At 73.5% G+C, this 24,141-nt stretch carries 23 protein-coding genes; 13 read left to right on the forward strand and 10 right to left on the reverse strand.

Going from position 1 to position 24,141, the window contains the following annotated elements:
- Window positions 1-65: 65 nt before the first annotated feature.
- Window positions 66-1,292 (reverse strand): fumarylacetoacetase, encoded by a 1,227-nt coding sequence (gene fahA / locus ADY01_RS02295; RefSeq protein WP_049564678.1) that lies wholly within the window; start codon window positions 1,290-1,292, stop codon window positions 66-68.
- A gap of 109 nt (window positions 1,293-1,401) precedes the next feature.
- Here fahA and ADY01_RS02300 point away from each other — a divergent pair, with 109 nt between their 5' ends.
- On the forward strand, window positions 1,402-2,412 hold the full coding sequence (locus ADY01_RS02300; RefSeq protein ID WP_049564680.1) for a polyprenyl synthetase family protein: 1,011 nt from the start codon (window positions 1,402-1,404) through the stop codon (window positions 2,410-2,412).
- Between the two features lie 208 nt (window positions 2,413-2,620).
- Window positions 2,621-3,460: a LolA family protein gene (locus ADY01_RS02305; protein WP_053170436.1), complete on the forward strand. Its 840-nt coding sequence runs from the start codon at window positions 2,621-2,623 to the stop codon at window positions 3,458-3,460.
- A 98-nt stretch (window positions 3,461-3,558) separates the two neighbouring features.
- On the opposite strand, the gene ADY01_RS02310 is transcribed toward ADY01_RS02305, so the two are convergent.
- A complete protein-coding gene (locus ADY01_RS02310; RefSeq protein ID WP_049564682.1) occupies window positions 3,559-4,011 on the reverse strand; it encodes a VOC family protein in 453 nt (150 codons plus the stop codon).
- 21 nt (window positions 4,012-4,032) lie between these two features.
- On the opposite strand from ADY01_RS02310, the gene ADY01_RS02315 reads away from it, so the two are divergent.
- Window positions 4,033-4,668: a CGNR zinc finger domain-containing protein gene (locus tag ADY01_RS02315; protein ID WP_049564684.1), complete on the forward strand. Its 636-nt coding sequence runs from the start codon at window positions 4,033-4,035 to the stop codon at window positions 4,666-4,668.
- Between the two features lie 21 nt (window positions 4,669-4,689).
- Here the strand turns inward: ADY01_RS02315 and ADY01_RS02320 are convergent, their stop codons facing one another.
- From ADY01_RS02320 to ADY01_RS02355, 8 genes are all read right to left on the reverse strand, one after another.
- The gene (locus ADY01_RS02320; RefSeq protein ID WP_049564686.1) at window positions 4,690-6,201 is read right to left on the reverse strand and encodes an MFS transporter; all 1,512 of its coding nucleotides are present in this window, start codon (window positions 6,199-6,201) and stop codon (window positions 4,690-4,692) included.
- Window positions 6,202-6,217: 16 nt separating this feature from the next.
- The gene (locus ADY01_RS02325) at window positions 6,218-6,814 is read right to left on the reverse strand and encodes a TetR/AcrR family transcriptional regulator (RefSeq protein ID WP_049564688.1); all 597 of its coding nucleotides are present in this window, start codon (window positions 6,812-6,814) and stop codon (window positions 6,218-6,220) included.
- 130 nt (window positions 6,815-6,944) lie between these two features.
- Entirely contained in the window at window positions 6,945-7,898 is a 954-nt protein-coding gene (gene rarD, locus ADY01_RS02330) for an EamA family transporter RarD (RefSeq protein WP_049564690.1), read from the reverse strand.
- A 123-nt stretch (window positions 7,899-8,021) separates the two neighbouring features.
- A complete protein-coding gene (locus ADY01_RS02335; protein WP_049564693.1) occupies window positions 8,022-9,110 on the reverse strand; it encodes a 2-oxoacid:ferredoxin oxidoreductase subunit beta in 1,089 nt (362 codons plus the stop codon).
- Window positions 9,100-11,007 (reverse strand): 2-oxoacid:acceptor oxidoreductase subunit alpha, encoded by a 1,908-nt coding sequence (locus ADY01_RS02340; RefSeq protein ID WP_049564695.1) that lies wholly within the window; start codon window positions 11,005-11,007, stop codon window positions 9,100-9,102. The genes ADY01_RS02335 and ADY01_RS02340 overlap by 11 nt, the downstream gene beginning before the upstream one ends.
- A 162-nt stretch (window positions 11,008-11,169) precedes the next feature.
- On the reverse strand, window positions 11,170-11,829 hold the full coding sequence (locus tag ADY01_RS02345; RefSeq protein ID WP_049564697.1) for a response regulator transcription factor: 660 nt from the start codon (window positions 11,827-11,829) through the stop codon (window positions 11,170-11,172).
- Between the two features lie 74 nt (window positions 11,830-11,903).
- A complete protein-coding gene (locus ADY01_RS02350; protein WP_049564699.1) occupies window positions 11,904-13,208 on the reverse strand; it encodes a sensor histidine kinase in 1,305 nt (434 codons plus the stop codon).
- Complete coding sequence (locus ADY01_RS02355; protein ID WP_049564701.1) at window positions 13,205-14,416, reverse strand: sensor histidine kinase; 1,212 nt, start codon at window positions 14,414-14,416, stop codon at window positions 13,205-13,207. Before ADY01_RS02355 ends, ADY01_RS02350 begins: the two co-directional genes overlap by 4 nt.
- Before the next feature lie 181 nt (window positions 14,417-14,597).
- Here ADY01_RS02355 and ADY01_RS02360 point away from each other — a divergent pair, with 181 nt between their 5' ends.
- The 10 genes from ADY01_RS02360 to ADY01_RS02405 all read left to right on the forward strand — a co-directional run.
- Window positions 14,598-14,972: an NADH-quinone oxidoreductase subunit A gene (locus tag ADY01_RS02360; RefSeq protein ID WP_049564703.1), complete on the forward strand. Its 375-nt coding sequence runs from the start codon at window positions 14,598-14,600 to the stop codon at window positions 14,970-14,972.
- Entirely contained in the window at window positions 14,963-15,529 is a 567-nt protein-coding gene (locus tag ADY01_RS02365; protein ID WP_049564705.1) for an NADH-quinone oxidoreductase subunit B, read from the forward strand. Before ADY01_RS02360 ends, ADY01_RS02365 begins: the two co-directional genes overlap by 10 nt.
- Window positions 15,526-16,743, forward strand: a complete 1,218-nt coding sequence (locus ADY01_RS02370; protein WP_078899922.1) for an NADH-quinone oxidoreductase subunit C — start codon at window positions 15,526-15,528, stop codon at window positions 16,741-16,743. Before ADY01_RS02365 ends, ADY01_RS02370 begins: the two co-directional genes overlap by 4 nt.
- Window positions 16,743-17,699, forward strand: a complete 957-nt coding sequence (locus tag ADY01_RS02375) for a complex I subunit 1/NuoH family protein (RefSeq protein WP_420715561.1) — start codon at window positions 16,743-16,745, stop codon at window positions 17,697-17,699. The genes ADY01_RS02370 and ADY01_RS02375 overlap by 1 nt, the downstream gene beginning before the upstream one ends.
- Window positions 17,699-18,226 (forward strand): NuoI/complex I 23 kDa subunit family protein, encoded by a 528-nt coding sequence (locus ADY01_RS02380; RefSeq protein WP_049564711.1) that lies wholly within the window; start codon window positions 17,699-17,701, stop codon window positions 18,224-18,226. Before ADY01_RS02375 ends, ADY01_RS02380 begins: the two co-directional genes overlap by 1 nt.
- On the forward strand, window positions 18,223-18,759 hold the full coding sequence (locus ADY01_RS02385) for an NADH-quinone oxidoreductase subunit J (protein WP_049564714.1): 537 nt from the start codon (window positions 18,223-18,225) through the stop codon (window positions 18,757-18,759). Before ADY01_RS02380 ends, ADY01_RS02385 begins: the two co-directional genes overlap by 4 nt.
- Window positions 18,759-19,124, forward strand: coding sequence for an NADH-quinone oxidoreductase subunit NuoK (gene nuoK / locus ADY01_RS02390; RefSeq protein ID WP_049564716.1), 366 nt, complete (start codon window positions 18,759-18,761; stop codon window positions 19,122-19,124). The genes ADY01_RS02385 and nuoK overlap by 1 nt, the downstream gene beginning before the upstream one ends.
- A gap of 37 nt (window positions 19,125-19,161) precedes the next feature.
- On the forward strand, window positions 19,162-21,069 hold the full coding sequence (locus ADY01_RS02395; RefSeq protein WP_049564718.1) for an NADH-quinone oxidoreductase subunit L: 1,908 nt from the start codon (window positions 19,162-19,164) through the stop codon (window positions 21,067-21,069).
- 3 nt (window positions 21,070-21,072) lie between these two features.
- Window positions 21,073-22,614, forward strand: coding sequence for a complex I subunit 4 family protein (locus ADY01_RS02400; RefSeq protein ID WP_049564719.1), 1,542 nt, complete (start codon window positions 21,073-21,075; stop codon window positions 22,612-22,614).
- Window positions 22,611-24,141, forward strand: a 1,531-nt coding sequence (locus ADY01_RS02405; RefSeq protein ID WP_078899923.1) for an NADH-quinone oxidoreductase subunit N, incomplete at its 3' end; no start/stop codon positions are given. The genes ADY01_RS02400 and ADY01_RS02405, both read left to right, overlap by 4 nt.

Genomic DNA, 24,141 nt, shown 5'->3' on the forward strand with positions numbered 1-24,141 from the left:
GCCACGGGACTGATACCTCCTCTGCCGCGCTCGGGCACCAACCGGCCTCCCGGTGCGTCAGTGCGTCAGTGCGTCAGGGGGACGGCCGGTTCGATCCGGCCCGTCACCGCGCCCAGGCCGATGCGCGAGCCGGGGGCGGGACCCGGCGCCCACGCGGTGATCTCCACCTCGTCGCCGTCCTCCAGGAACGTGCGCGGGCCGCCCGGCAGGGGGAGGGGGTCCCGGCCGCCCCAGGTCAGTTCGAGCAGGGAGCCGCGCTCGTGCGCGCCGGGGCCGCTGACCGTTCCCGAGGCGTACAGGTCGCCGGTGCGCAGCCGTGCCCCGTTGACCGTGAGGTGGGCCAACTGCTGTGCGGCCGTCCAGTACATGGCGGAGAACGGCGGCTCGGAGATCACCCTGCCCCCCAGTCGCACCTCGATGCGCAGGTCGAACCCGCCGGGTTCGACGCCGGTTCCGGGGCCGTCGTCCAGATAGGGGAGCAGCGGTTCGTCGCGCGGGGGCGGCGCGGTCCGCGCGGCGTCCAGGGCGTCGATCGGGGTGATCCACGGCGAGACCGAGGTGGCGAAGGACTTGCCGAGGAACGGGCCGAGCGGCACGTACTCCCATGCCTGGATGTCGCGCGCGGACCAGTCGTTGAGCAGGCAGAGACCGAAGACGTGGTCGCGGAACGCCCCTTGGGGCACGGGGGTGCCGAGCGGGGACGGGGTGCCGACGACGAAGCCGACCTCGGCCTCGATGTCCAGCCGCAGGGAGGGCCCGAACCGGGGCGCCTCGCCGGGCGCGGAGGGGCGGCGCTGGCCGTTCGGCCGGACGACGGGGGTGCCGGAGACGACGACCGTGCCCGCGCGGCCGTGGTAACCGATCGGCAGGTGCTTCCAGTTGGGCGGCAGCGGCGGCGTCTCGGGGCGGAAGATCCGGCCCACGGCCGCCGCGTGGTGCTCGCTGGCGTAGAAGTCGACGTAGTCGGCGACCTCGAACGGCAGGTGCGGCGTGACGGAGGCCAGCGGGAGGAGCAGCGGCTCGACGGCCTCGCGGTGCTCGGGGGAGCCGAGCCAGGCGCGCAGCTCGGCGCGGACCGCGCGCCACACCGGGCGGCCCGCGGCGAGCAGCGGGTCGAGCCCCGGGGCGGCGAGCAGTTGGGCGTGCCGGGAGCCGAGGGCGCGGGCGGCCCCCGCGGCGTCGAGGACCCGGTCGTGGTAGCGGACGCCGATGCGGCGCGTGCCGGGGTCACCGGCCGTGCTGAAGACGCCGTAGGGCAGGTTGTCGATGCCGAACAGGCTGGGGTCGGGCATGGCCCACACCCTAGGTGACGGGCCCCGGGTGGGCGGCCCTTCGGCTGTGATCCACTGGCGACCGGCTACGCTGCCGAAAGACAACGCACGTGAGACAGGGAGAACGCTCGTGACCGTCGTGGGGCCCTTCGGGGTGAGCGTGCGGGACCAGGCCATGGAGGCCGATGTTCAGGCCGGTCTCGCGGCTGTGGAGGCGGGTCTCGCCGAGGCCACCAAGAGCGATGTCCCCTTCATGACGGAGGCGGCCCGGCACCTGGCACGGGCCGGAGGGAAGCGTTTCCGGCCGCTGTTGCTGCTCCTGGCCTCGCAGTTCGGCGACCCGCACGCGCCCGGCGTGGTGCCCTCGGCGGTGGTCGTCGAGCTGACGCACCTCGCGACGCTGTATCACGACGACATCATGGACCAGGCCGAGATCAGGCGCGGGGTGCCCAGCGCCAACGCCCGTTGGAACAACTCCGTGGCGGTGCTCACCGGCGACTTCCTCTTCGCCAGGGCCTCGACGATAGTGGCGGACCTGGGCCCGGCCGCGGTGCGCATCCAGGCCGAGGCGTTCGAGCGGCTGGTGACCGGTCAGATCCTGGAGACGGCGGGGCCGCGCGAGGGGGAGGACCCCATCGCCCACCACCTGGACGTGCTGGCCGGCAAGACCGGCTCGCTGATCGCCGTGGCCGGCCGGATGGGCGCGCTGATGTCGGGGGCCCCGGACTCCATGGTGAGCGTGCTGGCCCAGTACGGCGAACGGATCGGCATCGCCTTCCAGCTCGCCGACGACGTGCTGGACATCGTCAGCGACGGCGGGGAGTCGGGGAAGACGCCGGGGACCGATCTGCGCGAGGGCGTCGCCACGCTGCCGGTGCTGCGGCTGCGGGAGATGGCGGCCAAGGGCGGCTCACCGGAGGACCTGGCGCTGTGCGCGCTCCTGGAGGGCGACCTGACGGACGACGGGCGGCACGCGGAGGCGCTGGCGGCGATGCGCGCCCACCCGGCGCTGAGGGCGGCGCAGCGCGACGCGCTGTCGTTCGCGGAGCAGGCCAGGAGAACGCTGGCGCCGCTCCCCGCGGGCCCGGCGAAGTCGGCGCTGGCCGAGCTGTGCGACGCGGTCGCGGACCGTACCGCCTAGTGACCCGCGGGTGAACCCTGCCTTCGCGGTGGGTACAACCCCTACGGGATGGCGGGGCCGCGTGGTGGGTGCGGTCATCCCGTGGGTGTAGGCCGGGGGACTCCCGTGGGCGGATGCCGGATTGCGCCCGGCCTGGTGCAATTGGTGGTGCTGAAGCCGAGTGGAGGGGCATGCGATGGCAGGGAACAGCACTATCCGGCGGGCGGTCGTGCCGACGGCGATCGTGGCGGGAATCGCCGCGGTGGGGGCGGGCCTGTGGCCCGCTCTGGCGAGCGACGGGAGCCCGGATCTGCCGGAGGTCACGGCCGAGGAGCTGATCGTCCGGATCGCGGAGGCGGACACGGCGCAGCTGTCCGGGACCGTGCAGGTGGACGCCGACCTCGGCGTTCCCGACCTGGGAGGCATGCTGGACGGCGTGCTGAGCGGGATCGAGGGGCCCGCGGGGCGGCTCGCGGAGCTGGCCACCGGGGACAGCACGCTGGAGGTCGCGGTCGACGGCCAGGACCGGCAGCGGGTGAGCGTGGAGAGCGGCTCGGATGAGTTCAGCGTGATCCGCAACGGTGACCGGGTGTGGGCGTACGACTCCGAGACCAACACGGTGTACGAGGCCCAGGTGCCCGAGGAGGCGCGGGACGCCGCACACGGGGACGGGGGCGCGGAGGGCTGGACGTCCACGCTGACGCCGCACGAGCTGGCCGAGCGGCTGCTGGAGGCGGCCGGGGAGCACGCGGACATCTCGGTGGACGGCACGGCCCAGGTGGCCGGGCGCAGCGCCTACCAGTTGGTCGTGACGCCGAAGGCGGAGGACGGCCAGGTCGGCGAGACCCGCATATCGGTGGACGGCGAGACCGGCGTGCCGCTGGCGATCACGGCCGACGGCCCCGACGGGAGGGCGCTGGACGTGGCGTTCTCGCAGATCGACTACGCGCAGCCGCCGGGCGCGGTCTTCGACTTCACGCCGCCCAGCGACGCCGAGGTGCTGGAGATCGACCCGCGGGACCCCTTCGGCGGCGCGCTGCCGGAGATGCTCCCCGACGTCTTCAGGTGATCCCCGGAAGGCGGTAGCGCGACAGCGCGCGTAGCGGGCGGGACGGGCCACGGTGCCCGCCCGCCCGTTCGCCGTCGGGCGCCCGGGGGCCCGCGCGCTCAGCTCGCGCAGAACTCGTTCCCCTCGGGGTCCCGCATGACCCACCAGTGGCCCGCGGGGCCCTGGTCCTGCTCGGTGACGCGGCTCGCGCCCAGCGCCTCCAGGCGGGACACGAGCCCCTCCAGGTCGCCGGACTCGCCGTGGATGTCGATGTGCAGGCGGTTCTTGACCGTCTTGCCCTCGGGGACGTCCTGGAAGAGGAGCCTGCGGCCCAGGCCGATGCCCGACCGCTCGTCGTACGGGTCGTCGGGGTGCCTGATCCCCGCGAAGCCCCGGAAGAGGGTGCGGCCGCGGTGCTCGGCCACCTGGTCCTCCGTCAGGTGCCCGGCCGCCAGCAGCCCCTTGATCAGCGTCGCCTGGTCCTCGGGCTCGTAACCCAGCGCCTCCGCCCAGAAGTCGGCGAGCGTGAACGCGTCCTGGGTGTCGATGACCAGCTTCCAGTTCAGTGCCATGTAACTGGTTATAGTAGTTACATGGCCTCTGAGGCAAGTCCAGGGCTCGTCCTGCGGTCGCACACGGGAGCGTCCTACCGTTTCGACCCCGGCGCGCTCTGTCTCGAACTGCTGACCACGGGAGGGCCCGGCGCGCCACCGCGCTATCAGAGCCTGCACACGCCCGCCGACCTGACCGACTGGGCCGGCCGCTCGCGGCTGGCCCCCACCCCGTCCCTCGCCGTGTCCGAGGACGACGTGCGCGCGGCCAGGGCGCTGCGCGACGCGCTCTGGCGCCTGGCGCGCGCCCACACGGAGGGCGCGCCGCCCGCGCCGGAGGATCTGGCCACGGTGAACGGGGCCGCGGCCAGGGAACCGCTGGCCCCGGCCATCGCCCCCGACTCCACCCGGGTCTGGGCGGGCTCCCCGACGGGCGCGGCCCTGGTCGCCACGGTGGCGCGGGACGCCGTCGAGCTGTTCACGGGGCCGCTGGCGGGCCGGATCCGCCAGTGCGAGGGGGAGCGGTGCCTCCTGATCTACGTGGACACCTCGCGCCCCGGCCGCCGCCGCTGGTGCTCGATGGAGCACTGCGGCAACGTCCACAAGGTCCGTACCCTGCGCGCCCGCCGCGCCCCCCGGGAGGAGCCGGGGCAGCGCCCGGAGCGGCGGCCCGGCTGAGGAGGGCGGAGGAACGGCCTCTCACAGGTGCACGGCGCCCGGCCCGTCCTGGAGCGCGGCCCGGGGGACCCCGCGCCGGTAGAGGGCGAACGAGACGACCAGGCCCGCGGCGAAGAACCCGGCCGACCACCAGTACGCCGTGGCATAGCTCTCCAGCGCCGCCTGGGCCTGTACCGCCGGGTCGGTCGGGTCCCCGCTCGCCAGGTGGTCCCGCGCGGCGCTCGCCGCCAGGGTGTTGAGGACGGCGGTGCCGATCGAACCCCCGATCTGCTGCATGGTGTTGACCGTGGCGGAGGCGACGCCCGCGTCCTCGGGGGCGATCCCGGCGGTCGCCAGGTTCATCGCGGGGGCGATCACCAGGCCGATGCCGAGACCGGCGACGATCGTCGGCGGCATCACGTCGGCCGCGTAGCCGCTGTCCAGGCCGAGCCCCGTGAGCCAGGCGAGGCCCGCCGCGGCCAGGCCCATCCCCGCGGAGACCAGCGGCCTCGGGCCGACGCGGGGGAGCAGCGAGGTGGCGAGGACCGTGGCGCTGAGCATCAGCGCGCCGATCATCGGCAGGAACGCGAGCCCGGTCTCGATCGGCGAATACGCCAGCGACCCCTGGAGGTAGTAGGTCAGGAAGAGGAAGACGCCGAAGAGGCCGACGCCGCTCAGCAGCACCGCGGCGTGCGAGGCGCCGCGGTCGCGGTCCAGCAGGACGCGCATCGGCAGCAGGGGGTGCGCGGCTCTGGTCTGCCACCCGACGAACGCGGCCAGCAGCGCCGTGCCCGCCAGCAGCCAGCCCCAGGTGGCGGGGTGGTCCCAGTCGTGGGTCTCTGCGTTGGAGAACCCGTAGACCAGGCCGAAGAGCCCGGCCGAGACCAGGACGGTGCCGGGGATGTCGAGGGTGGCCCCGCGGTCGCGGGCGGTGCGCGCCAGCAGGAGGGCGCCGCCGGCGAAGGCGGCCAGGGCGAACACCAGGTTGACGTAGAGGGTCCAGCGCCAGGTGAGCTGCTCGGTGAGCACCCCGCCCAGCAGCAGGCCGATCGCGCCCCCCGCGCCCGCGACCGCGCCGTACACGCTGAACGCCTTGGCGCGTTCCCTGGCGTCGGTGAACGTCGTGGTGAGCAGGGAGAGCGCGGCCGGGGCCAGGAGCGCGCCGAACACGCCCTGGAGGGCCCGCGCCGTGACCAGGACCTCGAACGTGGGCGCCGCGCCGCCGAGCGCCGAGGCGGCGGCGAAGCCGGTCAGCCCGGTCAGGAAGGTGACCTTGCGGCCGAAGAGGTCGGCGATCCGGCCGCCGAGGAGCAGCAGGCTGCCGAAGGCGAGCGCGTAGCTGGTGACGATCCACTGGCGGTCGCCGTTGGAGAAGTCCAGGTCCTCCTGGGCGCTGGGGAGGGCGATGTTCACGATGGTGGCGTCGAGGACCACCATCAGCTGGGCGACCGCGATGACGGCGAGGATCCACCAGCGGCGGTCGGGGCGCCGGGCCCCGGCCGGACTCGCCGGCCGCGGGGTGGGGCGCTCGGTGGCTGTCGGGAACTGGGACATGTCGGTCGGGCTCCGGTCAGCTGTGCAGCAGGGCGGGCAGCAGGGCGCTGTCGAGGAAGCGGAAGAGGTACTGGGCGTCGGCGTACTCGTCCTCGAAGAGGGGGCGGCTCAGGACGGTGGCGAAGAGCATCTGGGGCAGGAAGGCCATCGCGGCGGGGCGCCGGGCCAGCTCGCCGCGCTCCACGGCGCGGTCTATGAACGCCGTGAACTCCCGGATCTCCGGCTCGACCAGGGTCTGGCGCAGGGCGCGGGCGAGCTGCGGGTCCTCCAGCGTGGCGCGGGCGAGCCCCGCCATCAGGGCGGTGTCCTCGCGGGCCTGTTCCGAGACGCGGGCGAACATCGTGTGGAGGTCGCCGCGGAGCGAGCCGGTGTCGATGGCGTCGGCGGGCAGCGGGCGGTGGGCGAGGAGGGCGGCGGCGACCAGCTCGTGCTTGCCGTGCCACTGGCGGTAGAGGGTGGCCTTGCCGCACCGGGCGCGGGCGGCGACGGCGTCCATGGTCAGCGCCTCGTAGCCGGTCTCGCGCAGCGACTCCACGACGGCCGACAGCACTTCGGCCTCGCGGTCCGGTGTCATCCGCGGGCGGCGGACCGGGGTGTCGTCGGCGCCGGCCATGGCGGGCCTCCAGTCATACGAGTGCGACGAGCGTACTTATTGAACGAGACTGTTCCGTTCCAAATCCGCTCCCAACGTACGCCGCCGCTCGGGTGAGCCGCAACCCGGGTCCGGCGTCCCGGGGCCGGGCTCAGTCGGTGAGGGCGGCCGAGGTCTCGCGGGGGGCGGGGGTGTGGCGGGCCACGGTCCGCCGCCTCCTGGCGGCCTGGCGCAGCGCGTCCCAGGTCAGGAGGGAGAGGGCGGTCCACACGAGCAGGAACCCGGCCCAGCGCTCGGGCGGCATCTCCTCGTGGAAGACGGTGAGTCCGAGGACGAACATCGTCGTCGGCGCGAGGTACTGGAGGAGCCCCAGGGTGGACAGCGGCATGCGCACGGCGGCGGCGCCGAAGAGGATGAGCGGCAGCGCGGTGGCGAGCCCGCTGAGCATCAGCAGCAGCGTGTGGCTCGTTCCCTCCGAGGCGAACGTGGAGTCGCCGCGGGCCGTGAGGACGACGAGGAAGCCGAGCGCGGGGAGGAACTGGAGCGCCGAGTCGGCCGAGAAGCCCTGGAGTCCGTCGAGCCCGGTCTGCTTCTTCACCAGGCCGTAGAGCGCGAAGCTGACGCTCAGGACGAGGGCGACCCAGGGCACCTTGCCGTAGGCGAGGCTCATCACCAGCACCGCGACGGCGCCGATGCCGACGGCCACCCACTGGACGGGCCGCAGCCGCTCCTTGAGCAGGACGACGGCCAGGGCGATGCTCAGCAGCGGGTTGGCGAAGTATCCGAGGGACGCCTCCAGCACGCGGTCCTCGGAGACGGCCCAGATGAAGACCCACCAGTTGACCGCTATCAGCGTCGCCGAGAGCCCGACCAGCGCCAGACGCCCGGGCCGGCGCAGCAGCGGCCGTATCCACGACCAGCTGCGCGCCAGGGCCAGCAGCAGGAGGGCCGTGGGGAGCGACCACGCCATGCGGTGGGCCAGCACCTCGGAGGCGCCGGTGGAGGCCAGCAGGTCCCAGTAGAGCGGGATCAGCCCCCACATGCCGAACGCCGCGAAGCCGTAGACCAGTCCGGCCCGGCTCGCCGTGCCCCCGCCTGCCGCCATCACTGCCTCCCGCTGCCCCGCCGACGCCACCACGAAGGTAGCGCCGGGCGGGTGCGTTGTCATTCCCGTTTCAGCGTTACGGTCCTGACAGGTGGGGCCGGCGGGCGGGATGGGCCGGCCGGGTCAGCCGGCGACGGTCCAGGTGTCGTTGCCGGCGAGGAGCGCGGCCAGGTCGCCCTTGCCCCGCTGCTCGACGGCGCCCTCCAGCTGCTCGGCCATCAGGTCCTCGTAGGCGGGCCGCTGGACGCTGCGGAAGACGCCGATCGGCGTCCGGTGCAGGGTGACCGGGTCGGCCAGGCGGCTCAGGGCGAACGCCGTGGTGGGGGAGGCGGCGTGGGCGTCGTGGACGACGAGCCCGTCGGTGCCCGCCTCGGCCACGTCGACCACCGTGAGGTCGCCGGTCGCCGGGTCGCGGACGACGCCCTTGCTGCCGAGCCCGTCCTCGGCCGGGGCGCCGAAGCGCAGCTGCTGCCCGTGCTCCAGGCGGATCACGGCCTCCTGGGCGCGCTGCTTGTCCTTGACGGCCTCGAAGGCGTGGTCGTTGAAGATGTTGCAGTTCTGGTAGATCTCGACCAGCGCGGAGCCGTGGTGGTCGGCGGCGGCGCGCAGCACCGAGGTGAGGTGCTTGCGGTCGGAGTCGATCGTGCGGGCCACGAAGGACGCCTCGGCGCCGAGCGCGAGCGAGAGCGGGTTGAACGGGGTGTCCAGGGAGCCCATGGGCGTGGACTTGGTGATCTTGCCCGGCTCGGAGGTCGGCGAGTACTGGCCCTTGGTGAGGCCGTAGATCCGGTTGTTGAACAGCAGGATCTTGAGGTTCACATTGCGGCGCAGGGCGTGGATCAGGTGGTTGCCGCCGATGGACAGCGCGTCGCCGTCGCCGGTGACGACCCACACCGACAGGTCGCGGCGGGTGGCGGCCGCGCTGGCGGCGATCGCCGGGGCGCGGCCGTGGATCGAGTGCATCCCGTAGGTGTTCATGTAGTACGGGAAGCGGGAGGAGCAGCCGATGCCGGAGACGAAGACGATGTTCTCCTTCGCCAGACCCAGCTGGGGCATGAAGCCCTGGACGGCGGCCAGCACGGCGTAGTCGCCGCAGCCGGGGCACCAGCGGACCTCCTGGTCCGACTTGAAGTCCTTGGCGGTCTGGGGCGATTCCGCGGTGGGGACGAGCGACAGCGCTGTACGGGGCTGAAGGGGAGCCTCAGTGGGCATCGTCGAGAGCCTCCTTGAAAGCGGATGCGAGCTGCTCGGCCTTGTACGGCAGGCCGGTGACCTGGGTGATGGACCGGATGTCCACCAGGTACCTCGCGCGGAGCAGCGTGGCGAGCTGACCGAGGTTCATCTCGGGGACGACGACCCGGTCGTAGGCGCGCAGCACCTCCCCGAGGTTCCGGGGGAAGGGGTTGAGGTTGCGCAGGTGCGTCTGGGCGATGGAGCCGCCGGCGCGGCGGATCCTGCGGACGGCCGCGGTGATCGGCCCGTAGGTCGAACCCCAGCCGAGGACCAGCACCTTGGCGCCCTCGCCCGGCGCCCCCGAGGGGTCGTCGACGACGAGGTCGGGGACGGCGACGCCGTCGGTCTTGGCCTGGCGGGTGCGGACCATCAGCTCGTGGTTGGCCGGGTCGTAGCTGATGTTGCCCGTGCCGTCCTGCTTCTCGATGCCGCCGATGCGGTGTTCGAGCCCCGGCGTGCCGGGCACGGCCCAGGGGCGGGCGAGGGTGGCCTCGTCCCGCTTGTAGGGCCAGAAGACCTCGGTGCCGTCGTCGAGCGTGTGGTTCGGCCCGGTGGCGAACTGGACGCGGAGGTCCGGCAGTTCCTCCACCTCGGGGATGCGCCAGGGCTCGGAGCCGTTGGCCAGGTACCCGTCGGAGAGCAGGAAGACCGGGGTGCGGTAGGTCAGCGCGATGCGGACCGCGTCCAGGGCGGCGGTGAAGCAGTCGGCGGGGGTCGCGGGCGCCACGATCGGCACCGGGGCCTCGCCGTTGCGGCCGTACATCGCCTGGAGCAGGTCGGCCTGCTCCGTCTTGGTGGGCAGCCCGGTGGAGGGGCCGCCGCGCTGGATGTCGATGATGAGGAGCGGCAGTTCGAGCGAGACGGCGAGGCCGATCGTCTCCGACTTCAGCGCGACGCCGGGGCCCGAGGTGGTGGTCACGCCGAGCGCGCCGCCGAAGGCCGCGCCCAGGGCGGCGCCGATGCCGGCGATCTCGTCCTCCGCCTGGAACGTGCGCACGTCGAAGTTCTTGTGACGGGACAGCTCGTGCAGCACGTCGGAGGCGGGCGTGATGGGGTAGGAGCCGAGGAACAGCGGCAGGTCGGCGCAGTGCGCCGAGGCGATCAGGCCGTAGGCGAGCGCCAGGTTCCCCGAGATGTTGCGGTAGGTGCCCGCGGGGAACGCCGAGGAGGCGGGCGCCACCTCGTAGGAGACGGCGAAGTCCTCGGTGGTCTCCCCGAAGTTCCACCCGGCGCGGAACGCCGTGATGTTCGCCTCCGCGATCTCCGGCCGCTTGGCGAACTTCGTCCGCAGGAAGCGCTCGGTGTTCGCCGTGGGCCGGTGGTACATCCACGAGAGCAGGCCGAGCGCGAACATGTTCTTCGAGCGGTCGGCGTCCTTGCGGGACAGGCCGAAGCTCTTGAGCGCCTCGACCGTCAGCGTGGTCAGCGGCACCCGGTGGACGCTGTACCCGTCGAGGGAGCCGTCCTCCAGCGGGTTGGCCGCGTAGCCGACCTTGGCCAGGGCACGGGGGGTGAACTCGTCGGTGTTGACGATGATCTCCGCGCCGCGCGGGACGTCCGCCAGATTGGCCTTGAGGGCCGCCGGGTTCATGGCGACGAGCACATCGGGGGCGTCACCCGGAGTGAGGATGTCGTGGTCGGCGAAGTGCACCTGGAAGGAGGAGACTCCCGGCAGCGTGCCGGCGGGAGCGCGGATTTCGGCCGGGAAGTTCGGCAGAGTGGACAGGTCATTGCCCAGAGAGGCGGTCTCCGAGGTGAAGCGGTCTCCCGTCAGCTGCATTCCGTCGCCGGAATCCCCCGCGAACCGGATGATCACCCGGTCCAGACGCCTGACGTCCTTATTGTCCAGGCTCGCTTGGTTGACCTCAGTGGTCACTGCTTTGGCCCTCCTTCGAGGCGACTCCTGCCTGCCATGGTACGCGGGTAAGGCTTACCTTCCTGATGCTGATCGCATCATGGACGGTGCCGCCCAGCCGCACGCTTCCACAGCGTGCTTTGTGACGCCTGAAGCCCCCCTCGCCCCAGAGTGTCAGGTGGGCTAGGAATTGAGATAGGTCAGAACCGCCAGAACGCGCCGGTGATCTGTGTCACTCTGCGCCAAGCCGAGCTTCATAAAGATGTTGCTGACATGTTTTTCGACGGCGCCGTGACTCACGACGAGTTGCCGCGCGATCGCCGAGTTGGTGCGGCCCTCCGCCATTAGTCCTAGGACTTCCCTTTCTCTTGGGGTGAGACCGACGAGAACGTCCTGTTTTCTGCTGCGGCCGAGCAACTGGGCCACCACCTCGGGGTCCAGCGCGGTGCCGCCCGAGGCGACGCGGGTCACCGCCTCCACGAACTCGCTGACGTCGGCGACCCGGTCCTTCAGCAGATAGCCGACCCCGCGCGAGGACCCGGCGATCAGCTCCGTGGCGTACTGCTCCTCCACGTACTGCGACAGCACCAGCACGCCGAGCGCCGGGAACCGCTCCCGCAGCCTGACCGCGGCCCGCACGCCCTCGTCGGTGTGGGTGGGCGGCATCCGGACGTCCGCCACCACCACGTCGGGCAGCGCGCCGCCGTCGGCGAGTTCGCCCACCGCCGCGATCAGCGCCTCCCCGTCCCCGACACCGGCCACGACCTCGTGCCCCCGGTCGTTCAGCAGCCGGGTCAGGCCCTCCCGCAGCAGTACCGAGTCCTCCGCGATGACTACCCGCACGCTCTACTCCCCGTCGCCTTCTGCCCGTTCGCATACCGCCGCGCGTTCCCTTCCGGGAAGGCACCTGAAGGATCTCACCTCGCGGGCGCCGCGGTGGCACTCCGGTCGCGCCAGGGGAGGGCGGCGGTGACGGTGGTCGGGCCCCCGGCGGGGGAGGTGATCGCGAGCAGGCCGTCGACGGCGGCGAGGCGTTCGGCCAGGCCCGCGAGACCGGAGCCCGCGGTGGCGTCGGCGCCGCCGTGGCCGTCGTCGGTGATCTGGAGCATCAGCCGGTCCCCCGCCCGCCACACGTCCACGTTCGCGTGCCGGGCGCCGCTGTGCTTGCTCACGTTCTGGAGGAGCTCCGAGGCGGTGAAGTACGCGATCCCCTCGATCGCCTGGGCCGGCCGGTGCGCCAGCTCCACGTCCACCGCCACGGGGACGGTGCAGCGGGAGGCGACGGAGGAGAGGGCGGGGCCCAGGCCCCGGTCGGTGAGGATGGCGGGGTGGATGCCGCGGGCGAGGTCGCGGAGCTCCTGGAGGGCGAGCTTGACCTCGCCGTGGGCCTCGTCGACCATCCTGGCCGCGGTCTCCGGGTCCTCGGTGAGCTTCTCCTTGGCCAGCCCGAGATCCATGGCGAGCGCGACCAGCCGCGCCTGCGCCCCGTCGTGCAGATCCCGCTCGATCCGCCGCAGATCGGCGGCCGAGGCGTCGACCACGACCGAACGGTCCGACTCCAGCTGCCACATCCGCGTCGCCGCGGACGAGGGGCCCAGGAGGCCGCCGACCAGCACCCGGTCCACCACCGCGAGACCCCTGACCACCCAGGCGCCCAGGATCAGCAGCAGCAGGCCGACCACGGCGACCAGGGCCAGCTCCCACGGCGCGTCCCAGATCCACCCGCCGCCCTCGCCGTCGGTGTTGATCCCCACCCCCGGATCGTCCGTGTACCGGGGGATGGTCCACGACCACAGCGGCAGGGTCAGCGCGCCCCAGCCCGCCGCCCACAGCGCCGTCACCGCGGAGAAGGTGAGAACGCCCCAGGGCAGGCGCAGCAGCGCGTAGGCGGTGGAGCGCCACGAGACGTTGCTCCGCAGCATCGCGCCCATCCAGGCCAGCGGCCCGCTGCGGCCCTCGCGCAGCCGCAGCGGCTCCGGTTCGGGTACCTCGGCGCCGAGCAGGAGCCTGGCCCTGCCCCGCTCGAAGCGGCCGAAGAACCGCAGCAGCAGGAGCACCACCGCCATCAGCGGCAGCCCCACGAAGGTGACCAGCAGCCCGGCGCTGACCGAGATGCCGGTCACGGCCACCACGAAGCCCGCGATCCCGAGCGGGAGGTTCAGCAGCAGGTGCAGGCCCTCGCGCCAGGTACGGGCCGCGAACGGCAGGCGCAGGACGTTCATCGGGGAGCCCCCTTCTCTCGGGTCGGGCGATGCGTGCGGTCCCGCCAGGGAAGCTCGGCGGTGATGGTGGTCGGGCCCCCGGCGGGGGAGGTGACGACGAGGACGCCGTCGACGGCGGTGAGGCGTTCGGCCAGGCCCGCGAGTCCGGAGCCCGCGGTGGCGTCGGCGCCGCCGTGGCCGTCGTCGGTGATCTGGAGCATCAGCCGGTCCCCGGCCCGCCACGCCTCCACCGCGGCCCGCCGGGCGCCGCTGTGCTTGCTCACGTTCTGGAGGAGCTCGGAGACGGTGTAGTAGGCGATGCCCTCGATGGCGGGCGCCGGGCGGGCCGGCAACTCGGCGGTGACCCGGACGGGGACGGTGCAGCGGGAGGCGACGGAGGAGAGGGCGGGGCCCAGGCCCCGGTCGGTGAGGATGGCGGGGTGGATGCCGCGGGCGAGGTCGCGGAGCTCCTGGAGGGCGAGCTTGACCTCGCCGTGGGCCTCGTCGACCATCCTGGCCGCGGTCTCCGGGTCCTCGGTGAGCTTCTCCTTGGCCAGCCCGAGATCCATGGCGAGCGCGACCAGCCGCGCCTGCGCCCCGTCGTGCAGATCCCGCTCGATCCGCCGCAGATCGGCGCTGGCGGTGTCGGTGACCGACGCGCGGTCCGTCTCCAGCTCGGCGATGCGCCGCTCCATCTCGTCCGAGGGCGACAGCAGGCCCACGACCAGCGCCCGGTCCACGTTGGTCATCCAGCGCGCGAGCCACGGCAGCGCGGGCCAGAGGAAGGTCAGCAGGCAGATCACCGTCAGCCAGCACGTCAGCGTGGTCAGCGGCAGCCGCAGCACGAAGAACAGCGCCGAGCGCCACCCCACCGGGTCCCTCAGCCGCGCCCAGAGCCAGCCGAAGAACCCGGCGCCCCCGCGGCCAGGCAACGGGCTGGGCTCGTCCACGGTGACCCGCAGCCGGCGGCGGGCGCGGGCCCGTTCCCACGCCCCGAGGCGGCGGCAGCCGAGCAGGCCGAGGGCGAGCACGGGCAGGCCGACGACGGTGACCGACAGCAGAACGCCGACGTAGAGCCAGACCATGATGTACACGAACGCGAGCAGGCTCAGCGGCCAGCTCCCCACCAGGTACGCGCACTCGCGCCACGTCTGCCGGGACAGCGGCGGCCGGGGAGGCGGCAGCGGCTCCGGCTCCGGGGGCGGCGCGAGGATGGGACTGCTGGTCATGGCCCCAAGAGTGCCGGGGTGCGGAGGTGGCCGCCATGGGGTGGGTCGGTGAACGACGGTAGGGCTATCCCCACCAGTTCCAGCGCGGGCGCAGTGGTCACAACGGGCCCGGCACCCCCTAGACTCCCGTCCAGTCGTTCCATCCCGCCCCCCTGCCCGCCCCTTTGGTCGCCGGAGGCCGATCGTGCCCGACTATTTCCACGGCTACGCGGTCGTCGGTCTGGTCGCGGTGGTCGGTGTGCTGTTCGTCACGGTCGCGTTCGGTGCCGCGGCGCTGCTGCGGCCCTCGGTGCCCACCGAGGAGAAGCTGCTCACCTACGAGTGCGGGGTGGACCCGGTCGGCGAGGGGTGGGCGCACACCCAGGTGCGGTACTACGTGTACGCGTTCCTGTACGTGATCTTCGCCGTGGACTCGGTGTTCCTCTTCCCCTGGGCCACGGTCTTCGACGCGGACGGCTTCGGCGCGACCACGCTGGTGGAGATGTTCGTCTTCCTCGGATTCCTGACCGTGGGACTGCTCTACGCCTGGAAGAAGGGCGTTCTGACATGGACGTGAGACCCGCGCGGCCCGCCGCGAAACTGGGGCCGCTGGCCCGCCTGGCGCCCGAGCCCATGAAGGTCGTCCTGAACTGGGGCCGCCGCTACAGCCTGTGGGTGTTCAACTTCGGCCTCGCCTGCTGCGCCATCGAGTTCATCGCGGCCTCGATGGCGCGCCACGACTTCATCAGGCTGGGCGTGATCCCGTTCGCGCCGGGGCCGAGGCAGGCCGACCTGATGGTCGTCTCCGGCACGGTGACCGACAAGATGGCGCCCGCGGTCAAGCGGCTCTACGAGCAGATGCCCGAGCCCAAGTACGTGATCTCCTTCGGCGCCTGCTCCAACTGCGGCGGCCCCTACTGGGACTCCTACGCGGTCACCAAGGGCGTCGACCAGATCATCCCCGTGGACGTCTACGTGCCCGGCTGCCCGCCGCGCCCGGAGGCGCTGCTCCACGGCATCCTCAAGCTCCAGGAGAAGATCGCCGAGGAGTCGGTCCCCGGGCGATACGCCCCGTCCGCCCCGCCCGCGGCGCTGACCAGCCCGCTCGTCGCGCCCGAGGAGGGCGGCCGGTGACGGTGGGCTGGCTGCCGGGGGAGCCGGCGGAACTCTTCGGGGAGGGCGCCGAGGCGGCCGTGGCCTACGAGGTGCTGACCGTCGACGTGCCGGCCGCCGCCTGGCAGGCCGCGCTGACCACGGCGCGCGACACGTTGGGCTGCACCTATTTCGACTGGCTGAGCGCGGTGGACGAGCCGGACACCGGCTTCAGGATCTGCGCGCACGTGGTGGCCGTCGGCACGCCGCCGCGCCGGCTGCTGCTGCGCGCCACCGTGCCGCACGAGGCGCCCTCGCTGCCGACCGCGACGGGCGTGTACGCGGGCGCCTCGTGGCACGAGCGGGAGACGCACGAGATGTTCGGCGTCGACTTCCCCGGCCACCCGGGGCTGACGCGGCTGCTGCTGCCCGACGCGTTCGAGGGCCACCCGCTGCGCAAGGACTTCGTGCTGGCGGCCCGGGTCGCGAAGGCGTGGCCGGGCGCCAAGGAGCCGGGCGAGTCCGGGCACGGCGGCCCCGCGCGCCGCAGGATCCTGCCGCCCGGGGTGCCCGACCCGAACGAGTGGGGCCCGCTCAAGGGCCAGTTGCCCGCCGGCCCCGCCCGGCGCGCCCGGAAGGCGACCGAGGCCCGCCCCCCGCGCAGGACCCGCACCACGGACGCCGCCTCGACGAGCCAGCGCACGCCGGAGAAGCCGTCGCCGCCGGAGGCGTCCCTCGAAGCCGCGACCGAGGCCCGCCCGCCGCGCAGGCCCCGCACCGCGGGCGACGGCTCGGCGAGCCGGCGCGCGGCGGAGACGCCATCGCCGCCGGAGACGCCGCCCGGGGCGTCGTCTGAAGCGTCCCTCGATGCCTCGCCGGAGGCGCCGTCCGGGGCAACGCCCGAGGCACCGCCCGAGATGTCGTTCGAAGCGCCGCCTGGAGTGCCGTCCGAGGCGTCGTCCGGGGCGCCATTCGAAGCCGCGGCCGAGGCCCGCCCGCCGCGCAGGGCCCGCACCGCGGGCGACGGCTCGGCGAGCCGGCGCGCGGCGGAGAAGCCGTCGCCGCCGGAGGCGCCGTCCGGGGCGTCGTCTGGAGCGTCCCGCGAAGCATCGCCCGAGGCGCCGTCCGGGGCAACGCCCGAAGCCTCGCCGGAGGCGCCGCCGGAGGCATCGCCCGAGGCGGCAACGCCCGAAGCCTCGTCCGAGGCGTCCGCGTCGCGGGAGGCGCCGGGGTCCGGCGAGGGGGGGGAACGTTGATGGACCCGCTCGACGTCGCCGTCCGGCTGCTCGCGGTGCTGCTGGCGTTCCTGCTGCTGCCGCTGCTCGTCGGGCAGAGCGAGCACAAGGTCATGGCGCACATGCAGGGCCGCGTCGGCCCCATGCACGCGGGCGGTTTCCACGGCTGGGCCCAACTGGTCGCGGACGGCGTGAAGTTCGTCCAGAAGGAGGACACCGTCCCGGCCGGCGCCGACCGCCGCGTCTTCCAGCTGGCGCCCGCGGTCGCGCTCATCCCGTACCTGGTCGTCCTCGTCGCCATCCCCATCGGCCCCGACGGCATGGTCGGGCAGGTCCTCGACGCCGGGATCTTCTTCGTCCTCGCCGTCCTGGGCGTCGTCGTCCTCGGCTCGCTGATGGGCGGCTGGGCCTCGGCCAACAAGTACTCGCTCCTGGGCGGCCTGCGCACCGCCGCCCAGCTGATGGCCTACGAGCTGCCGCTCCTGCTCGCCGCCGCCTCCGTCGCGATGGCCGCCGGAACGCTCTCCCTCACCGGCATCCTGGCCGAGTTCAGCTGGTGGTGGGTGCCCTGGCAGCTGGTGGGCGCGTTCGTCTTCTTCACCGCGGGCCTCGCCGAGCTGCAACGCCCGCCGTTCGACGCCCCGATCGCCGCCGAGGAGATCGTCTTCGGCGCGTACACCGAGTACTCGGGGCTGCGGTTCGCGTTCTTCCTGCTCGCCGAGTACGCCGGCATCGTCGTCCTCTCCGCGCTGACCGCCGTGCTGTTCCTCGGCGGCTGGCACGGCCCGTTCGCCGACCAGTTCGGCTGGCTGTGGATGCTGCTGAAGACCGCGGCGCTGTGCTTCCTCGTCATCTGGGCGCGGGTCGCCTGGCCGCGGCTGCGCGCCGACCAGATACAGAAGTTCGCCTGGACCGTGCTCGTGCCGCTCGCTCTCGCGCAGATCGCGCTGACCGGAACCCTCAAGGTGGTGATCTGATGACTCTGGGATCCGGGCTCGCCAAGGGCCTCGCCGTCACCTTCCGCGCGATGACGCGGCGCGCGGTCACCCGGCAGTACCCCGAGCGCCAGCCCGAACTGCCCTCGCGCAGCCGCGGCGTCATCGCGCTCTTCGAGGAGAACTGCACCGTCTGCATGCTCTGCGCCCGCGAGTGCCCCGACTGGTGCGTCTACATCGACTCCCACAAGGAGACCCAGCCGCCCGCCGTCCCCGGCGGCCGGGAGCGCACGCGGAACGTGCTGGACCGGTTCGCCATCGACTTCTCGCTCTGCATGTACTGCGGGATCTGCATCGACGTCTGCCCGTTCGACGCGCTCTTCTGGAGCCCGGAGTTCGAGTACGCCGAGACCGACATCCTCGACCTCACCCACGAACGCGACCGGCTGCGGGAGTGGATGTGGACCGTCCCCGAGCCGCCGCCGCTCGACCCGGCGGCCGAGGAGCCCAAGGAGGTCGCCGCCGCGAGGAAGGCGTCCGAGCGGTCCGCCGGGCGGGAGGACGCGTGAGCGGTGGCAACGGCTACCTCTCGCCCTCGGGCCAGGAGGTCGTCTTCCTCCTGACCGGCCTGGTCATACTCGGCGCCGCGGTGCTGTGCGTCACCAGCAAGCAGCTGGTGCACGCCGCGCTGTGGCTGGTCGTCGCCCTCGGCGGGCTCGCCGTCCAGTACCTGCTGCTCACCGCCGAGTTCGTCGCCTGGGTGCAGGTCCTGATCTACCTGGGCTCGGTCGTGGTGCTGCTGCTGTTCGGGCTGATGCTCACCAAGGCGCCCATCGGGCCCTCGCCCGAGGCCGACTCGAAGAACCGGCCGGTCGCGCTGGGCATCGCGCTCGCCTCGGCCGCCGTCCTGGTCACGCTCGTGGTGGACGCGTTCCGCACGGCGTGGATCGACCTCGACACCCCGCACGGCACCTCGGAGCAGATCGGCGACAGCCTGTTCCGCGTCTGGGTGCTGCCCTTCGAGGCCCTGTCCGTGCTGCTGCTCGCCGCGCTGGTGGGCGCGATCGTGCTGTCGCGCCGACGCGGGGATGGTGAGTCCTGATGCATCTGGTGTACCCCGCCGTGCTGTCCGCGCTGCTGTTCTGCGTCGGCGTCTACGGCGTGCTGGCCCGCAGGAACGCCATCCTGCTGCTGATGTCGGTCGAGCTGATGCTCGCCGCCGTCAGCCTCAACCTCGTCGCGTTCGACGTCTGGCTGCGCGACACCCTGCACTCGGGGCAGGTCTTCACGCTCTTCCTGATCGCGCTCTCCGCCGCGGAGATCGGCATCGGCCTGGCCATCGTGCTGCTCATCTACCGCAACCGCGGCGTCTCCGCGGTCGACCGGCTCACCGAGCTGCGCGAGCACGCCGGGGACGGCGCTCGCCCGGGCGGGGAGCCGGAGCGCCGCGAGAACACCGTCACGTGACCGACTCACGCGCGAGCGGGGAAGCCCAGGAGAGACCGTGAACACCACGACCGCAGCCGTTCTCGTCCCGCTGCTGCCCTTCGCCGCCGCGGCGCTGATCCTGCTGGGCGGGCGGCGCGCACCCGGCTTCGTCAGGCCGCTGGCCGTGCTGCCCACGCTGGCCTCGGCCGCGCTGGCCGTCCTGGTCGCGGTGCGGCAGGACGGCGGCGAGCCCCTCAGGGCGGCGACGCCCCTCGCCCCCACGGGCAACGACGCGCTCCCGATCGAACTCGCCCTGCACCTCGACGGGTTCGCCGTCCTGGTCGCGGTGCTCGTCACCGTCGTCGCCGGCTGCGTCCAGCTCTACTCCACCGGCTACCTGCGCGACGACCCCCGCTACACCTCGTACGCGGCGCTGGTCTCCCTCTTCACCGCCGCGATGCTGCTCGTCGTCTACACCGACGACCTGGTGGTGCTGCTCGTCGGCTGGGAGACCATGGGCATCTGCTCCTACTTCCTGGTGGGCCACTACTGGGAGACCCCGGCCGCCCGCGCCGCGTCGCTCAAGGCGTTCCTCGTCACCAAACTCGGCGACGTCCCGTTCCTCATCGGCATCCTGGCCCTGGCCGCCGACGCGGGAACGTTCCGCATCTCCACCATCGCGACCCGGCTCACCTCCACGCTGGCGCCCACCGAGCTCGACCACCCCACGCTCATCGCGCTGCTCCTGCTCGCCGGGGTGGCCGGCAAGTCCGCGCAGGTGCCGCTCCACACCTGGCTGCCGGACGCCATGGCGGGCCCCACGCCGGTCTCCGCCCTGATCCACGCCGCCACCATGGTCGCCGCGGGCGTCTACTTCATCGCCCGCCTGCTGCCCGTCTTCGCCGCCTCCGCCGCCGCCCTGGTGGTGCTGGCGGTCGTGGCCGCGCTCACCATGCTCGGATCCGCCGTCGCCGCCCTCGCCCAGGACGACGTCAAACGGGTCCTGGCCTACTCGACCATCGGCCAGCTCGGCTTCATGACCGGCGCCTTGGCCGTCGCCGACCGCGAGGCGGCCGTCTTCCACCTGCTCACGCACGGCGCGTTCAAGGCGCTGCTCTTCCTCGCCGCGGGCGTGCTCATCCACGGCGCGGGCACCGGCTCCCTGGCCGCCCTCTCGCGGATGCGCGGGCTCAAGCAGCGCGTGCCCGACGCCTACTGGACCATGACGATCGGACTGCTGGCGCTGGCCGCGATCCCCCCGTTCTCCGGGTTCTTCTCCAAGGAGGCCATCATCGGCGCGGCCGAGCACGCCGCGCTCGATCCGGGCCACGGCATCCCCGCCGCCGCGGGCTGGATCGTGCTCGCCGCCGGTCTGGCGACCGCGCTGCTGACCGCCGCCTACGCCGCGAGGCTCTGGCTGGTCGCCTTCCACGACCCCGTCGGCGCCCGCGCCGAGCCGGTGCCGCCCGGCGAGGGCACGCCCCCGCAGATGTCCGCGGTGCTCTGGCTGCTGGCCGTGCCCGCCCTGGTCCTGGGCCTCGGCTACCGGGTGCTGCCCGACTGGTTCGACGGCGGCGACCTCGCGCCGACGCTCACCACCTCGGTGCTGGCCACCGGCGCCGCCGTCCTCGGCGGGGTCGTCGCCTACGCGGGCTGGCGCCGCGCCTACGAGTCCGACGGGCCCGTGGACCCCGCGCCCGCGCTGCTCGGGCGGCTGCACCGGCACGCGGCGGACGGGTTCCACCTGGACGCGGCCTACGCGGCGGCGTTCGTCCGGCCCGTGCGGGGGGCGGCCCGCCTGGTCCGTTTCCTCGACGCGGCCGTCATCGAGACCTACGTGCGCGGCGCCGGTGGCACCCCGGGGCTGCTCGGCGCCCTCACCCGCCGCGCCCAGACCGGCAACGTCCAGACCTATCTCAGCGCCCTGGTCGCCGGGGCCCTCGTGCTGGCCGTCGCCGCCGTCCTCGTCGCCGCCGGAGGGTGATCCGTGATCACGCTGAACGACACCACGACGCAGCTCCTCCTCGTCGCCATCGTGGCGCTCCCGCTGCTCGGAGCCGTGGCGGTGCTGCTGCCGAGGGTCCCGGCCTGGGCCGGCGTGGCCGTGAGCGGCGCGACCCTCGCGGGAACGCTGGTGCTGGCCGCCGCGTTCGACCACGACCACCCGGGCGCCGTCCAGGCCGAGACGGACGTCAGCTGGATACCGGCGCTGGACGTCCGGATGCACCTGGGCGTCGACGGCATCTCGCTGCCGCTGCTGGTGCTGACCGCGCTGCTGACGTTCCTGTGCGCGCTGCACACCCTCGTCCGGCCGCCCGAGGGGCCGCGCCCCGCGGCGTTCACCGCGTTCCTGCTGCTGCTGGAGGGCGGGACGCTGGCCACCTTCGCGGTGCTCGACCTGGTGCTGTTCTTCCTGGCGTTCGAGATGGTGCTCATCCCGATGTACTTCCTCATCGCCCGCTGGGGCGGCGCGGGACGGGAGGCGGCGGCCTGGCGCTTCGTGCTCTACACGGTCACCGGCTCGGTGGTGATGCTGCTCGGGCTGCTGCTGATCGGCCTGGAGGGCGGCACGTTCGACATGGTGGAGCTCGCGCGGGCGAACGGGGAGGGCATCGGCCACACCACGCAGCTGATCGCCGTCCTGGCCATCGGCCTCGGGCTCGCCGTCAAGACGCCGATGTGGCCGCTGCACAGCTGGCTGCCGGACGCCCACACCGCGGCGCCCACGGCCGGGTCGGTGCTGCTGGCCGGGGTGCTGCTGAAGATGGGCACCTACGGCCTGGTGCGCATCGCCGTGCCCATGGCGCCCGAGGGGATGGAGACGTTCGCGCCCTACCTCGGCGCGTTCGCCGTCACCGGCATCGTCTACGGGTCGCTCGCCTGCCTGGCGCTCGGGCGGCGGGGCGCGGGCGGCGACCTCAAGCGGCTGATCGCGTACTCCTCCGTCGGCCACATGGGCTTCGTGCTGCTGGGCATATCCACGCTGACGGCGACCGGCGTCAACGGGGCGCTGTTCGCGAACGTCGCGCACGGCCTCATCACGGGCCTGCTGTTCTTCCTGGTGGGGGCCCTGAAGGAACGGACGGGGTCCACCGACCTCGACCGGCTCGCGGGGGCGGGCGGCGCGGCGCTGTACGGGCGCTCGCCGCGGTTCGGCGGGGTGCTGGCGTTCGCCGCGGTGGCCTCGCTCGGGCTGCCGGGGCTCGCCGGGTTCTGGGGTGAACTCCTCACGATGATGGGCGCCTTCCACCCCGCCGACGGGCTCAGCCGCCCGGCGTTCCTCACCTATCTGGCGGTCGCCGGGTTCGGCACGCTGCTGACCGCCGCCTATCTGCTGCTGGTTGTGCGCCGGGTGTGCATGGGGGACGCGCCGGGCGCGGACGCCGCGCTGCCCGACCTGCGCGCGCACGAGTACGCCGCCTTCGCGCCCCTGGTGGCGCTGACGCTGCTGGCCGGGCTCTGGCCCGCGGTGCTGCTCGACCTGACCGATCCCGCCGTGCAGAACCTCCTGCCGGGAGCCGTCCGATGAACGTCATCCAATCCGTCGAGTGGGCCGTCATCGCGCCCCCGCTGATCGCCGCGGTGGCCGCGGTGGCCGTGCTGGTCGCCGACCTGTTCCTGCCCGCGGGGCGCAAGGCCGTGCTGGGCCTGCTGGCCGCGGGCGGCCTGGCCCTGTCCGCGCTGGCGCTGCTGCCGCTGCGGAACGGGGACCGCGCCACGTTCTGCCTGCCGGGGGGCGCGGCGGGCGACGCGGCGCTCTGCTCGTACAGCGCGGACCGGTTCGCCGTGATCTTTCAACTGCTCGTGCTGGGCGGGGCGTTCCTGGTGGCCCTGCTCTCCCTGCCGGGCGGCGAGGACGGGAGGACACCGCCGAGCGGGGAGTTCTGGTTCCTGCTGCTGTCCTCGGCGTCCGGGGCGGCGCTGCTGCCCGCCGCCAGGGACCTGGCCACCCTCGTGATCGCGCTGGAGGTGACCACGCTCCCCGCGTACGCGCTGGTGGGCCTGCGCCGGGGCGCGGGCCCCGGCGCTCGCGCGGGCGCGGGCGGCGGGGGGAACGCCGGGCCCGAGGCGGCGCTCAAGTTCTTCCTGTCGTCGGTGACGGCGACGGCGGTGGGGCTGCTGGGCATCAGCTTCGTCTACGCGGGCGCGGGCAGCCTCCACCTGACGGCGATCGCCGAGGCGCTGCCCGAGGCCGATCCCCGGCTGGCCACGCTGGCCGAGGCGGGGGTGGCGCTGACCCTGGTGGCGTTCGCGTTCAAGGTGGCGGCGGTGCCGTTCCACTTCTGGGTGCCGGAGACCTACCTGGGCGCGCCGCTGCCGGTCGCCGGGTACCTGTCGGTGGTCGGCAAGACGGCGGGGCTGGCCGGGCTCGCGCTGGTCACCACCGAGGCGTTCCCGGGCTACGGCGACCTGTGGGGCCCGGTCCTCGCGGTGCTGGCCGGGCTGACCATGACCGTGGGCAACGTCGCGGCGCTGGCGACCGACCCGGAGGCGCCGCACAGCGCGGTCAGGCTGCTGGCCTGGTCCTCGGTCGGGCAGGCGGGCTATCTGCTGGTGCCGCTGGCCGCCGCCGCGTACACGGGCGAGGGCGCGGTCGGCGCGGCGGTGGCGTACGCGCTGATGTACGGGGTGGTGAACCTCGGCGCGTTCGGCGTGGCGGCTCATGTGGCCCGGCACGCGGAGGCCCACCGGATCGCGGACTACCGGGGGTTGTGGGCGCGGCAGCCGTTCGCGGCGCTGGCGCTGGCGTTCTTCCTGCTCTGCCTGGCGGGGCTGCCGCCGGGGGTGGTCGGGCTCTTCGCCAAGGTGGCGGTCTTCGAGGCGGCGGTGGACGCGGACCTCGGCGTGCTGGCGGTGGTGATGGCGGCCAACGTCGCCGTCGCGCTGTACTACTACCTGCGCTGGACGGCGGTCCTGTTCGGTCCGGTGGCGGCCCCCGCGGCCGTGACCGTGGCGGCGGCCACCCCCGGCGCCGCGGCCGTGACGGAAGGGGCGGAAGGGGCGGAAGGGGCCGAAGAGGCGGCAGAGGTGAGAGAGGCGGCAGAGGGCCGGGAGG

Origin of the sequence: Streptomyces sp. SBT349, from assembly GCF_001083795.1 — a bacterium.
Taxonomy (GTDB): Bacteria; Actinomycetota; Actinomycetes; order Streptomycetales; family Streptomycetaceae; genus Streptomyces.